This window comes from Pseudomonas oryziphila (assembly GCF_003940825.1).
Lineage (GTDB): Bacteria > Pseudomonadota > Gammaproteobacteria > Pseudomonadales > Pseudomonadaceae > Aquipseudomonas > Aquipseudomonas sichuanensis.
In genome coordinates this window covers 3,543,725-3,556,381 of sequence record NZ_CP034338.1, presented here as the reverse complement: position 1 = coordinate 3,556,381, position 12,657 = coordinate 3,543,725, and the positions used below count along the sequence as shown (strand labels likewise).

Below are 12,657 nucleotides of genomic sequence, written 5' to 3'. Positions count from 1 at the left end.
GGGCCAGCCATGCCCGGGTCACCACGTCGTTGCGCCTTGAGCCTGCTGGTGCTGCTGGCGGGCTGTACCCAGGTCGGGCCGGACTTCAGCCCGCCGCAGGATCCCTGGCTGGACCGCTGGAGCACACCCTTGCTGAGCCAGGTCACCGCCCCTGGGGGCGACCTGCGCCAGTGGTGGCAACTGTTCGCCGACCCCACCCTCGACGCATTGATCGCCGAAGCCGAGGCGCACAACACCAACCTGCAGGTGGCCGGCCTGCGTATCGCCGAGGCCCGGGCCCAGCTGGCCATCGTGCAGACCGGGCGCTACCCGCAGTTGCAGCAACTGCGCGCGCAGAGCCTGTACCTCAAGCAGGATCAGTCCGGCACCTCGACCGCGCGCGACTCGGTGTTCTGGCAGTCGAGCCTGGGTTTCGACATCGCCTGGGAGATCGACTTCTGGGGGCGCTTCAGCCGCGCCGTCGAGTCGGCCGACGCGGTGTACTTCGCCTCCCAGGCCAACTACACGGACGCCCTGGTGCTGCTGCGCGCGCAGGTGGCCGACAGCTACTTCGCCCTGCGCACCACCGAGGCGCGGCTGGACATCGCCCGGGACAACGCGCGGCGCCAGGCACGCAGCCTCGAAATCACCGAGCGGCTGTTCCGCCATGGCGAGAACGACGAACTCGACTGGCAGCAGGCACGTACCCAGCTGCTGGCCACCGAGGCCACCATTCCGGAGTTCGAGAACCAGCTCAATGCCTTGCGCAACGTGCTCTGCTCGCTGCTGGGCCGCCCCCCGGGCCTGCTGCCGGAGCTGGACGCCAGGCACGCTCAGCTGCCGCTGCCGGACCGCGCCGTGTTGCAGGCCGTGCCGGCCGAGCTGCTGCGCCGGCGCCCGGACATCCGCGCCGCCGAGCAGGCCGTGGCGGCGCAGTCGGCGCTGGTGGGGGTGGCCGAGGCCGACCTGTACCCACAGTTGAGCCTGCTCGGCAGCATCGGCTGGAGCCTGGCTTCGGCCAGCCATGTGCCTGACAGTTTCGACATCGCCGCCGGCCCCGGGCTGATCTGGAACCCGTTCGACTATGGGCGGCGCAAGAATGCCGTGCGTGTCGAGGACGCCCGCCTGCAACAGCTGATCACCCTTTACCACCAGCAGGTGCGCGAGGCGGCGCGCGAGGCGGACGACGCTGCCAGCGCCCTGGTGCGGGCGTTGCAGAGCGCGGCCATCCGCGACCGCGCCTCGGCGGCGGCGAGCCGCTCGCTGGACCTGGCCAGCGCGCAGTATCGCGAGGGTTTCGCCGACTTTCAGCGGGTGCTCGACGCCCAGCAACTGCTGTTGCAGCAACAGGATGGCTACCTGGTCAGCCGTGGCAATGCGGTGGGCAGCCTGGTGGCGCTGTACAAGGCGCTCGGCGGTGGCTGGGAGCGCCGTGTGCCGACCATCGACGCGCCGACCCGGCGGCAGATGGAACAACGCACCGATTGGGGCGACCTGCTCGATGAACAAGGTGACGCGCAATGACTGACACCACCACGCCAGCCCCCGACCGCAGCCTGCGCTGGGTCCTGCTGCTGATCGTCATGAGCCTGGCCTGGTACCTGCTCGCCGACCGCTTCACCCCCTACACCCAGCAGGCTCGCCTGCAAGCCTACGTGGTGCCGGTGAGCGCAGAGGTGGCCGGGCAGGTGCGGCGGGTGGCTGTGGGCAACAACCAGGAGGTGCGCCGCGGCGAGCTGCTGTTCGAGCTGGACCCGGAGCAGTACCGCATCGCCCTGAGCCGGGCCCAGGCCGATTATGATGCGGCGCGGCGCCAGGTCGGCGCCCACACCGCCGGCATCGATTCGGCCCAGGCCTCGCTGGCCGCGGCCCAGGCCAACGAGCGCAAGGCGCGCCAGGACGCCGAGCGCCTGCGGCGCCTGTACGAGGAAGACCAGGGCACGGTGTCGGTGCGCCGCCTCGAAGGCGCCCAGGCCACCTACGAGCAGGCGCGCAGCCAGGTGGCCGCGGCCCGTGCCGAAGTCGAGCGGGCCAGGGAACAGGAAGGCGGCAGCGACGACGATAACGCCCAGTTGCGCAGTGCCGCCGCCAACCTGGAAAAGGCCCGGCTCGACCTGGCGCGCACCCAGGTGCGCGCCGACTCCGACGGGCGTATCACCGACCTCAAGGTGGACGTGGGGCACTACGTGGGGGCCGGCAGCCCACTGATGACCCTGATCGCCACCCACGACCTGTGGATCAGCGCCGACATGACCGAGAACAACCTTGGCCGCCTGCGCAGCGGCACACCCGTGCTAGTGGTGCTCGACAGCCTGCCGGGCGAGGTGCTGCACGGACGCATCCGCAGCATCGGCCAGGGGGTCAGCAGCGGCCAGGCGCCGCCGCCGGGGCAACTGCCGACGGTGCAGAACAGCCGCGAGTGGCTGCGCTCGGCGCAACGCTTCCCGGTGATCGTCGGGCTCGACCCGGACCAGCAGGTGGACCCCATGCAACTGCGCGTCGGCGGCCAAGCCGAGGTGATGGCGCTGCCCGGGGAGGGCAACCCGCTGAACCTGCTCGGGCGGCTGTTCATGTGGTGCATGAGTTGGCTGTCGTATGCCTATTGAACTGCGCCGCCGCCGCGCGCTGCGCCTGGCCTGGGGCGCGGCCATGAGCCTGGCGGCGAGTTTCGGCATCGGCTTGCCGGTGCCGGTACTGGCACCCGTGCTGTGCGTGCTGCTGCTGGCGATGCGCAACACCGCGCTACCGCTGCGCATGGCCCCGGTGCTGGCGCTGCTGGTGCTGCTCAGCTGCGGCAGCGGCCTGCTGCTGATCCCGCTGCTGCGCCACGCGCCGCTGAGCGGCGTGCTGCTGGTGGCGGTCGGCCTGCTGCTGGTGTTCCGCTGGGCGCTGCGCGGGGGCAACGCTTTGCTGGCTAACTTGCTGGTGATCGGCCTGACCATGATCGCCGCCGCCGGTACCAGCGATTTCACCCTGGCGCTGTCGGTGGTCGAGGCAATGGCCAAGGGCATGTTGCTGGCGGTGCTGTGCACCCTGGTGGCCCACTGGCTGTTCCCGGAGCCGGCCGATGCGCCCGCCGCACCCGTCACGCCACGCCTCGACTCGCGCGAGGCCGGCTGGATCGCCCTGCGTGCCACGCTGATCGTGATGCCGGCGTTCCTGCTCGCACTGGTCGCCCCGGACCGTTTCATGCCACTGATCATGAAGTCGGTGAGCCTGGGCCAGCAGGCTGGCGAGACCGACGCGCGCCAGGCGGCCCGCGAGCTGGTGGGTTCGACCTTGCTGGCCGGGGTGCTGGCGATACTGGTGTGGGGCGCGTTGAGCCTGTTCGTGCACCTGTGGATGTTCTTTCTCTGGGTGCTGCTGGCCGCGCTGTGGCAGGCGCGGCGCCTGCAACGGCTGGTGGCGAGCCGGCATGCTCAGGCGTTCTGGGTCAGCTGCCTGACCACCATGCTGATCCTGCTTGGTCAGTCGGTGCAGGACAGTGTCGCCGGGCAGGACGTGTACCGGGCGTTCGCCGTGCGTCTGGCGCTGTTCCTGCTGGTATCGCTGTATGCCAGCGCCATGCTGGTGTGGATCGACCGGCGCCGGGTTGCGCTGTAGGCGCTACTCGACGATGGCGAGCCACGGCCAGCGCGCCCGGTAGCTTTCGGCCTTGGCGCGGAACATTTCCGTCTGGTGGTTGAGCGGATTGCTGCGCAGCAGGTCGTGCTGCAGGTCATCGAGGCCATGGGTGCTGTACAGCTCGCCACTGGCGATGCCCAGGCCCAGGCAGGTCGAGCTGACCAGGTAGCGGTCGATGCCGTCGGTGACTTTGGCAAGGCGCGGGTAGGGCACGCCGAAGCGCGTGGCGTACCACAGGTGCACCCGGGCCTGGTTGCGCGCCTCCAGGGTGACGCCGAGGTCGGCGCCCAGCGCCTGGACGGCTTGGATCACTCGGTCCTCGGCCTCCCAGGAGAGATCCTGGTCGAAGTAGATGATGTCGTAGTCCTTGACGCCCCAGCCCGGTTCGCGACCTGCGCGGTGGTTCCATAGGGCCTGGAACAGGCAGCCGGCGGTGAGCATGCCGCCGGGCAGGTCGAGTGCTGGCAGGCGCTCGAGCAGAGTACGGTTGATCGGGTTTTCCAGCGCCAGCGCGATCACGCGCTCGTGGGTGAGTGGCGGCATCGTCCAGTCCTTGGCAATGGCAGGGGGCTGCGAGAATAACCGGTTCGGTTGGCGGTGTTAACCGCGTGCCGAGGTGGAGCGGGTGGCCGTTTCGGTCACCACTTGCTGCTGGTCCGCACGCAGCACGGCAAGCCTGCGTTGTTCGTATTGCTCCTGGCTGAGCCCTTGGCGTTGCAGCGCTTCGAGCTGTAGCTGGTGCGCTTCGCTGGCAGTGAAGGGGCGTAGTTCGGGGTGGTTGGCGCAACCGCTCAATACGGCGATGGCCAAGGCGGCGAGCAACAGGCGGGGGGTGTTCATCGGGCGCATTCCATGATCGGTGGATCGATGGAGCGAGCATAGGGCGCACGCCCGATGAGGAGAAATTGCCGCGCTCGATAGTGACTATCGAGCGCGGCAACAGGCGGTCAGAACTTGTAGTTCACGCTGGCTTCGAGGGTACGCGGTGCGCCCGGGGTGGCCAGGTCGACCGAACCGTGGGCCGAGGCATAGTAGTCGCGGTCGAAGGCGTTCTTCAGGCGCAAGGCCGCATCCCAGTGCTGCACGCTGTACAGCAAGGCGGCGTCGAAGGTGGTGTAGGCCGGCATCACCACCTTGTTGTCCAGTGCGGTGTAGCGGTCGTCGACGTAGTTGGCGCCGGCGGCCACGCGCCACTCGGGGGTGAGGGTACGCACCAGCCAGACGTTGGCGCTGTTGCGTGGCGTCAGGGTGGGCACCTGGCCTTCGTTGGCCACGCCGTTGGTCTTGCTGTTGGACTTGGTGATCTCGGCGTCCAGGTAGGCGTAGCCGGCATACACCTGCCATTTGTCGCTGAGCTGGCCGCTGAGGGTCGCCTCGAAGCCGTCGGTGCGCTGTTCGCCGGCGAGGATGGTCAGGTTGGGGTTGGCCGGGTCGGCGGTCTTCATGTTGGTGCGCTCGAGGCGAAACACCGCCGCGGTCAGCGACAGGCGGCTGTCGAGCAGGTCCCACTTGGCGCCCACTTCATAGTTGGTGGTCTCTTCCGGCTCCAGGCCCGCGTTGGTCGGCGAGACCGCGAACACTTCGCCTGAAGGCTGGTAGCTGCGGCTGACCGACACGTAGTAGGACTGGATCTGGTCAGGCTGGAACACCAGGCCTGCACGTGGGCTCCAGGTCTTGTCGGTGCGGTCGAGGTCGACGTTCTGTACCCGGGCGTCGTTGTATTCCTGGCCGAAGATGTCGTAGCGCACGCCTAGCAGGGCCTTCCATTGCGAGGTCAGCTCGATCAGGTCCTGCACGTAGAAACCGCTGGTCTGCTGGTAGTTGGTGCCGTTGGACGACAGGTTGGCGGCGTGGTCCGGAACGCCCACCAGAGCGTCGCGGTACACCGGCACGCGGGCCACGTTGTTCTGGCTGTAGACGCGCTGGTACTTGTCCTGGAAGCCGACTTCCACGCCGTACAGCAGGTTGTGCTGCATGCCGGCCAGTTGCGCCTGCTGCTTGAGCTCGGTCTGGTTGAACACACCGCTTTCATCGCGCGCGACGTTGCCGCGGTTGAGCTTGACCAGCAGTTCGCCGTTGGGCGCAGTGACGAAGCGGGTCGGGCTGCTGTCGGCCAGGGTGTTGTTGCGGTCCAGGTCGTAGCGGTAGTAACGGCTGGTGTTGGTCAGGGTGAAGTCGTCGTTGATGCGGTAGTCGAGGCTGGCGGTGAACGAGAACACCTCGCTGCGGGCATAGTCCTGCGAGGCGTTGCCCGAGCCGAAGCGCTTGTCGCGGTCGACGTTGGCCGGGCGGTTGCCCACGGCCGGGATGCCGAAGTCGATCAGGCGCTTGTCGTACAGGTAGGTGGCGCCGAGGTTCAGTTCCAGGTCGTCGGACAGTTTGAACCAGGCCGACGGGGCGATGGCCTTGCGGTCGGTGTAGCCGTCGTCGCGGAAGGTGTCGCTGTCTTCGAAGGCACCGGTGACGCGGTAGGCCTGGTTACCCTCGGGGGCGGCCCAGCCGCTGTCGAACTGGGTGCGGCGCTTGCCCTCGGTGTCGAGGGTCATGCCCACTTCCTGCTTCGGCGCCAGGCCCGGCTTCTTGCTGATGCTGTTGATCAGGCCACCGGACGAGCCACGGCCGTAGAGCACGGCGGCAGGGCCCTTGATCACTTCGACGCGCTCGACGTTGGAGAGGTCGCGAAAGTACAGGGCATCGTCGCGAATGCCGTCGACGTACATGTCGCCGATGGCGCTGAAGCCGCGAATGGTCACCTGGTCGCGTTGACCGTCGCCGTTCGACAGGCCAACGCCGGGCACGTTCTTGAGCACGTCTTCCATGGACTGGGCGCCCTGGTCCTTGATCACGCTTTCGGGCACCACGTTGACGGTCTGCGGGATATCGCGCAGCGGTGCATCGATTTTCAGCGCGCTCTTGCTCTCGCTGGCCTTGTAGCTCTGCTGCTCGTAGGCGCTGGTCACCGAGGTGGCCGGCAGGGCCAGCGGGTCCTGGGTCTGCGCGTGGACAGCAGGGGTGACCAGCAGGCTCAGCATCGACAGGGATACTGGAGCAACAGACTTTTTCGCCATGGTAATACGACTCGTTGTTGTTTGAGGTGGCGAATGGTAATGGTTCGCAAATGTAAAGCAAGTGTAAAGATGAAATATTCGGAAAAATATTTACCTTGTGGGTAGCTATCCGTTCGGGTGTTTTTCTGTGTCGCGATGGGGGTTCCGGGCCCTCATCGGATTTGGGTAATCAGGATTGGGTAATGGCCACCAGGTGCCTGGCGGGATTTTGAGTGAGGGCCACCAGGTGCCTGCCGGTGTTTTTGCAGCGCCTATGAGATCGAGCGCCGCCCGCGCGGCGCTTCGCGGGTAAACCCGCTCCCACAGTTTGTTTCGGGCCAATTATGCCTGTGAAAGTACCGGCGCCTGCCTTGATGCATGCCTTGAGTCATGTGGGGCGGCTGTAACGCCCACACTGAAACCGCGTCGTACCAACAAGGCGGACCAGGTAATGGCACAGGAGAGACTGGCCCGAAACAGACTGTGGGAGCGGGTTTACCCGCGAAGCGCCGCGCGGGCGGCGCTCGATCTTGAGAGCGCTGCAGATCTATCGCCATGCACCTGGTGCCCCACCTACGATCCCAAGGCATGCCGCCCCCTGCTACCCCCTCAACGCGGCATATACCCCAACTGCCACGCACGCGGAATAAACCGGCTCACCAAGGCCAGCACGCAGGCCAGACCACAGCTTGCAAACAACGCCAGCAACCCCAGCCTTTGCTCCAGCCAGGCGCCAATGGCTGCCCCCAGCAGCATCCCGCTCCAGGGCACCAACTGCACCCGCCAGCCATGCCGCCGCTCGCCCAGCAACCAGCGCCCCAGCCCGCGGCCAAACCGCGAAAGCGCGCCGGTGACATAGGTCAGGCCGATCGGCAGGCCATTCACCTGTTCGACCACGGCATTGAGCATGCCCATGGCCAGGATCGCCGCGACCAGCGCCGGGAAGCTCGTTGCCAGCGGCCAGGCGGCGGCAAAGGCAAGCAGGCCGGCGACCACCAGCAACAAGGGTGAGGCTCGCCGGCGAAAGTGCCGGGCCAGCAGCACCCCCAGCGCATTGCCCAGCACGAAACTGAAGACCGCCAGGGCCAGGCGCAGCACCAACGCCAGGTCGGCCTGGCTGATGGCCACCGCCAGGCGCGTGGTATTGCCGCTCATGAACGAGACGAAATCACCCAGCGCCAGCAGGCCGATGGCGTCGGTCATGCCCGCCAGCACCGACAGCCCGGCCACCAGCCCCAGGCCGACGCGGCCGCGCAGCACTTGCAGCCTGGCGCGGCGGGCACTGTGCAGGGAAGAGGCGGTGGGCAGCATGAGGGTATGTCTCCGGCAGTGGGGCCCCGATCTTATACCGGCGCCAAGGCCTTGCGCATGGGTACGCAGGGGAGTTCCAGGCCGCTCGATTTCATAGGCGCTGGAAAACACCGGCAGGCTCCTGGTGGCCCCCACCCAATATCCCGCCATTCACCTGGTGGCCATTGCCCAATCCTGATTACCCAGGGCCGGCGGTGTGCCGCCCAAGGGCCTGTCTTGGGATCGCATGTGGGCCACCAGGTGAAGGGCGACAGATTTGCAGTGCTCTCAAGATCGAGCGCCGCCCGCGCGGCGCATCGCTGGCAAGCCAGCTCCCACATCTGTTTCGGGCCAGTTACTCCTGTTGTTTCATCGCTGTACGCCTTGTTGGTTCGACTCGGTATTGAGGTGGGCACTACTGGCGCCTCACCTGACTTGAGGCATGCACTAAGGCGGGCAGCGGCACCTTCACAGGCATAATTGGCCCGAAACAGATGTGGGAGCTGGCTTGCCAGCGATGCGCCGCGCGGGCGGCGCTCGATCTTGAGAGCGCTGCAAGCCTGTCGACATGCGCCTGGTCGCGCTCAAACGATCCCAAGGCAGGCACGGCTGTAGACGGTACGCGGCAATTGCAACAGCACCCAGGCAAACCACGCAGTGGGCCGGCGCAATCAGTCGCTGCTGGCGATCCCCGGACGGCAGGCCCATGCTGCGGGCTCCCCACGGCTGGCCGCGAGGCATGCGATGCAAAAGGATACGCCGGTAGTCCTGATCAACGGCCTGATTGGCTGCCTGGATCATCCCGCACTTCACGACACCCTGCCTACCCAGGTGATCGCCCCCGACCTGCTCGGCTATGGCACCTTGCAGGACACCGCGCCGAAACTGATCGATATTGCCGCCCAGGTCGAGCACCTGTACCGCCAATTGCAGGCGCGCAATGTGGCGCGGGCACACCTGGTCGGGCATTCGGTGGGCGGGGTGGTGGCGCTGATGTTCGCTTACCGCCACCCGCAGCAGGTGGCCAGCGTGACCAGTGTCGAAGGCAACTTCACCTTGAACGATGCGTTCTGGTCGGCAGCGGTGGCGCGCATGGAGCGCGAAGCGGTCGAAGAGCTGCTGGCAAGCTATCGGGCTGATCCCGGCACTTGGCTGGCGCGGGCCGGGGTCGGGCCCGATGCGCGGCGGCTGGCCCTGGCACAGCGCTGGCTGGCCCACCAGCCGGCAGCCACGTTGCAGGCCATGGCCGCTTCGGTGGTCGCGGTCACAGGCGCGGCCCGCTACCCGCAGCAGTTGCAGGCGGTGTTTGGCGCAACGCCGGTGCACCTGGTGGCCGGCGAGCACTCACGGGCCGGCTGGGACGTGCCCCACTGGGCCGAGCGGGCGGCGGCAAGCTTTACCGAGCTTGCGGGTGTGGGCCACCTGATGATGCTCGAAGACCCGCAAGGCTTTGCCAGTGCCATCGCCCGCCTGCTCGGCTGACCACCACCCTCAGAACGAGCCGGTGTGGACTTCGCCACTGCGCACGTAATGGGCGAGCAGCACGCCCTTGGGAGTGGTGGCTGATTCCACCAGCTCGAAGGCAGCCGCTTGCGCGTCATCACCGAACAGCCTTTTGCCACGGCCGAGCAGCAGTGGGTGGATCAGCAGCCTCAGCTCATCCACCAGGCCTGCGGCCAGTAGCTGGCGCACCAGTTCGCCGCTGCCCTGGGTCAGGAGCACGTCGCCGTCCTGTTGCTTGAGCGCGCGAACCGCGCCGATCACATCCGCGCCCAGGCCATGGCTGTTGTGCCAGTGGAGTGAGCCGGGATGGTGGGTGGCAACGTGCTTGGGCACGCGATTGAACAGGTCGGCCAGCGAGCGATCGTCCGCTTGATGCTCAACGTGCGGCCAGTACCCGGCGAAGATGTCGTAGGTGCGCCGTCCCAATAGCAGCTCGAACGGCTGGCTGAACAGTGTCTGCATGGCCTGGCCGAAGGCTTCGTCGGCCAGCGGCGGGATCCAGCCGCCGTGGGTGAAGCCGCCGCTGGTGTCTTCCTGCGGGCCGCCGGGGGCCTGCATGACGCCGTCGAGGGTGATGAAGGCGGCGACGATAAGCTTGCGCATGGGGGTGTTCCTCTTCAGGTTGCTGTTCGAGGGGTAGTCGAACGGGGCTGGCTGAAATCGACAGGAACGAAACAACATGGGCGACGCGTTGGCAGGTTCAATCGCCGGCAAGCCGGCGATTGCGCTGGTGTGGGCGGGCCTGGTCTACAGCCAGTACGTCACCGCCCACCAGCCCAGCCCACCCATGACCACGGTGTAGGGTAGCGCCATCCACACCATGCGCCCGTACGACAGGCGAATCAGCGGCGCGATCGCTGAAGTCAGCAGGAACAGGAACGCCGCCTGCCCGTTGGGTGTCGCCACGCTGGGCAGGTTGGTGCCGGTGTTGATCGCCACTGCCAGGGTCTCGAAGTGCTCGCGGCTCATGGCGCCGCTGACGAACGCCTGCTTGACCTCGGTGATGTAGATGGTGGCAACGAACACGTTGTCGCTGATGGCCGAGAGCAAGCCGTTGGCCAGGTACAGCATGCCCGGCTGCTGCTCGGTCGGCAGCGCCAGCACCCAGGCGATCAGCGGGCTGAACAGCTGCTGCTGGTGAATCACCGCCACCACCGCGAAGAACACCACCAGCAGCGCGGTGAACGGCATGGCGTCCTGGAACGCGCGGCCCAGGCGGTGCTCGTCGGTGATGCCGGTGAACGCAGTGATCAGCACGATCACCAGCAGGCCGATCAACCCCACCTCGGCGATGTGCAGGCCCAGGCAGACGATCAGGATCAGCGCCGCCAGCCCCTGCACCACCAGGGCGATGCGTTGCGCCGGGGTGCGTGCGGCGTCGTCTTCGGCGGCGTAGGCGGCCAGTACCTGGCGCACGCGCTCGGGCATCAGGGTGCCGTAGCCGAACAGGCGCAGCTTCTCCAGCAGCACGCAGGTGACCAGCCCTGCGGCCAGTACCGGCATCGACACCGGCGCGACCTTGAAGAAGAAGTCGGCGAAGTGCCAGCCCATCTCATGGCCGATCAGCAGGTTCTGCGGCTCGCCCACCAGGGTGCACACGCCGCCCAGCGCGGTGCCCACCGCGCCATGCATCAGCAGGCTGCGCAGGAAGGCGCGGAACTGGTTGAGGTCGTCGCGGTGCAGCTGTTCGACCTGGTGGTCGCTGTCCAGTGCCGACTCTTCGCGGGGGTTGGTGCCGGAGGCGACCCGGTGGTAGACCGCGTAGAAACCCACGGCGGCGCTGATGATCACCGCGGTCACGGTCAGCGCGTCGAGGAACGCCGAAAGGAACGCCGACAGCACGCAGAACAGCAGGGCCAGCACGGCCTTGCTGCGCACCCCCAGCAGGATCCTGGAGAACAGGTACAGCAGCAGCTCTTTCATGAAGTGGATGCCGGCGACCATGAACATCAGCAGCAGGATCACCGGAAAGTTGTGCTGCAACTCTTCATACAGCGCTTCGGGCGTGGCCATGCGCAGCAGCAGCGCTTCGACCAGCAGCAGGCCGCCGGGCATCAGCGGGTAGCACTTGAGCGCCATGCCCAGGGTGAAAATGAACTGCAGCACCAGCGCCCACCCCGTGACCACCGGGCCGAGGGTTGCCAGCAGCAGCGGGTTGAGCAGCAGGAACAGGCAGATGACCGCCTTGTACCAGCGCGGCGACTGGCCCAGGAAACTGTGGGCGAGGGCGCTGGGCAGGGATTGCGACATGAATTTGTATCCTTTTGATTCAGCAGTGGCGCACGGTGCCGGATTGGGCCCCGGGGTGCAAGGCGTGCAGTCCCGCTTTTGGCACATGTGCGGCCTTATGGGTGCGCTAAGATCCTGCGCGTGAACCCTTTCCCCACAGGAGTGCCGTCCGTGACCGAATACACCGCATTCAAGGTTGAACTGACCGACAACATCGCCCATGTGCAGATCAACCGCCCGGACAAGATCAACGCGATGAATGCCGCCTTCTGGGAGGAGATCGTCGACATCTTCCAGTGGATCGACGACACCGACGCGGTGCGCGCCGTGGTGATCAGCGGCGCTGGCAAGCATTTCTCCTCGGGCATCGACCTGATGATGCTGGCCTCGCTGGCCGGCCAGCTGGGCAAGGACGTCGGCCGCAACGCCCGCCTGCTGCGCCGCACCATCCTGCGCCTGCAAAGCTCGTTCAATGCCGTGGACAACTGCCGCAAGCCGGTGCTGGCGGCGATCCAGGGTTACTGCATCGGTGGCGCCATCGACCTGGTCTCGGCCTGCGACATGCGCTACTGCGCCAGCGACGCGCAGTTCTCGATCAAGGAAATCGACATGGGCATGGCCGCCGATGTCGGCACCCTGCAACGTTTGCCGCGTATCATCGGCGACGGCATCATGCGCGAGCTGGCCTTTACCGGGCGGATGGTCGATGCCGAGGAGGCGCTGCGCATCGGCCTGGTCAACCGGGTTTATGCCGACCAGGCGGCATTGCTCGACGGAGTCTTTGCCATTGCCCGCGAGATTGCCGCAAAATCGCCGATCGCGGTGGCCGGCACCAAGGAGCTGATCAGCTACATGCGTGACCATCGCGTCGACGATGGCCTGGAGTACATTGCCACCTGGAACGCCGCCATGCTGCAGTCCGAAGACCTGCGCGTGGCGGTGGCCGCCCACATGAGCAAACAGCAACCGACGTTCGCCGACTGAC

At 66.8% G+C, this 12,657-nt stretch carries 11 protein-coding genes; 5 read left to right on the top strand and 6 right to left on the bottom strand.

Annotated elements, in window-relative coordinates; all coding sequences use genetic code 11:
- Nucleotides 1-9 precede the first annotated feature (9 nt).
- The 3 genes from EJA05_RS16700 to EJA05_RS16690 are packed head-to-tail and all read left to right on the top strand — an operon-like array spanning nt 10 to nt 3,582.
- Complete coding sequence (locus EJA05_RS16700; protein WP_125859090.1) at nt 10-1,503, top strand: efflux transporter outer membrane subunit; 1,494 nt, start codon at nt 10-12, stop codon at nt 1,501-1,503.
- Nucleotides 1,500-2,585 (top strand): HlyD family secretion protein, encoded by a 1,086-nt coding sequence (locus tag EJA05_RS16695; RefSeq protein ID WP_125859089.1) that lies wholly within the window; start codon nt 1,500-1,502, stop codon nt 2,583-2,585. Before EJA05_RS16700 ends, EJA05_RS16695 begins: the two co-directional genes overlap by 4 nt.
- Nucleotides 2,575-3,582, top strand: coding sequence for a DUF2955 domain-containing protein (locus EJA05_RS16690; RefSeq protein ID WP_125859088.1), 1,008 nt, complete (start codon nt 2,575-2,577; stop codon nt 3,580-3,582). Before EJA05_RS16695 ends, EJA05_RS16690 begins: the two co-directional genes overlap by 11 nt.
- Nucleotides 3,583-3,585: 3 nt before the next feature.
- Here EJA05_RS16690 and EJA05_RS16685 read toward each other — a convergent pair whose 3' ends face one another.
- The 4 genes from EJA05_RS16685 to EJA05_RS16670 all read right to left on the bottom strand — a co-directional run bounded on the left by EJA05_RS16685 (nt 3,586) and on the right by EJA05_RS16670 (nt 7,961).
- Nucleotides 3,586-4,146: a nucleotidyltransferase family protein gene (locus EJA05_RS16685; protein ID WP_125859087.1), complete on the bottom strand. Its 561-nt coding sequence runs from the start codon at nt 4,144-4,146 to the stop codon at nt 3,586-3,588.
- A 57-nt stretch (nt 4,147-4,203) separates the two neighbouring features.
- Nucleotides 4,204-4,443, bottom strand: coding sequence for a hypothetical protein (locus EJA05_RS16680; RefSeq protein WP_125859086.1), 240 nt, complete (start codon nt 4,441-4,443; stop codon nt 4,204-4,206).
- A 107-nt stretch (nt 4,444-4,550) separates the two neighbouring features.
- Nucleotides 4,551-6,671: a TonB-dependent receptor gene (locus tag EJA05_RS16675; RefSeq protein WP_190305995.1), complete on the bottom strand. Its 2,121-nt coding sequence runs from the start codon at nt 6,669-6,671 to the stop codon at nt 4,551-4,553.
- Nucleotides 6,672-7,259: 588 nt separating this feature from the next.
- Nucleotides 7,260-7,961: a YoaK family protein gene (locus tag EJA05_RS16670; RefSeq protein WP_125859085.1), complete on the bottom strand. Its 702-nt coding sequence runs from the start codon at nt 7,959-7,961 to the stop codon at nt 7,260-7,262.
- Nucleotides 7,962-8,684: 723 nt separating this feature from the next.
- Between EJA05_RS16670 and EJA05_RS16660 the strand changes: the two genes are divergently transcribed.
- Complete coding sequence (locus EJA05_RS16660; protein ID WP_125859084.1) at nt 8,685-9,422, top strand: alpha/beta fold hydrolase; 738 nt, start codon at nt 8,685-8,687, stop codon at nt 9,420-9,422.
- A gap of 9 nt (nt 9,423-9,431) precedes the next feature.
- Here EJA05_RS16660 and EJA05_RS16655 read toward each other — a convergent pair whose 3' ends face one another.
- Both EJA05_RS16655 and nhaB read right to left on the bottom strand, forming a co-directional pair.
- Nucleotides 9,432-10,046: a dihydrofolate reductase family protein gene (locus EJA05_RS16655; protein WP_125859083.1), complete on the bottom strand. Its 615-nt coding sequence runs from the start codon at nt 10,044-10,046 to the stop codon at nt 9,432-9,434.
- A gap of 144 nt (nt 10,047-10,190) precedes the next feature.
- Entirely contained in the window at nt 10,191-11,693 is a 1,503-nt protein-coding gene (nhaB, locus tag EJA05_RS16650; protein WP_125464497.1) for a sodium/proton antiporter NhaB, read from the bottom strand.
- Between the two features lie 150 nt (nt 11,694-11,843).
- Between nhaB and EJA05_RS16645 the strand changes: the two genes are divergently transcribed.
- Nucleotides 11,844-12,656 carry a crotonase/enoyl-CoA hydratase family protein gene (locus tag EJA05_RS16645; RefSeq protein ID WP_125859082.1) on the top strand — a complete coding sequence of 271 codons (813 nt, stop codon included), beginning with the start codon at nt 11,844-11,846 and terminating at the stop codon, nt 12,654-12,656.
- The last annotated feature ends 1 nt before the right edge of the window (nt 12,657 follow it).

Coding starts and splice junctions, on each gene's coding strand:
- EJA05_RS16675 (WP_190305995.1), bottom strand. CDS start 6,671: ATGGCGAAAAAGTCTGTTGCTCCAGTATCCCTGTCGATGCTGAGCCTG.
- EJA05_RS16655 (WP_125859083.1), bottom strand. CDS start 10,046: ATGCGCAAGCTTATCGTCGCCGCCTTCATCACCCTCGACGGCGTCATG.
- EJA05_RS16695 (WP_125859089.1), top strand. CDS start 1,500: ATGACTGACACCACCACGCCAGCCCCCGACCGCAGCCTGCGCTGGGTC.
- EJA05_RS16680 (WP_125859086.1), bottom strand. CDS start 4,443: ATGAACACCCCCCGCCTGTTGCTCGCCGCCTTGGCCATCGCCGTATTG.
- EJA05_RS16700 (WP_125859090.1), top strand. CDS start 10: ATGCCCGGGTCACCACGTCGTTGCGCCTTGAGCCTGCTGGTGCTGCTG.
- nhaB (WP_125464497.1), bottom strand. CDS start 11,693: ATGTCGCAATCCCTGCCCAGCGCCCTCGCCCACAGTTTCCTGGGCCAG.
- EJA05_RS16690 (WP_125859088.1), top strand. CDS start 2,575: ATGCCTATTGAACTGCGCCGCCGCCGCGCGCTGCGCCTGGCCTGGGGC.
- EJA05_RS16660 (WP_125859084.1), top strand. CDS start 8,685: ATGCAAAAGGATACGCCGGTAGTCCTGATCAACGGCCTGATTGGCTGC.
- EJA05_RS16670 (WP_125859085.1), bottom strand. CDS start 7,961: ATGCTGCCCACCGCCTCTTCCCTGCACAGTGCCCGCCGCGCCAGGCTG.
- EJA05_RS16685 (WP_125859087.1), bottom strand. CDS start 4,146: ATGCCGCCACTCACCCACGAGCGCGTGATCGCGCTGGCGCTGGAAAAC.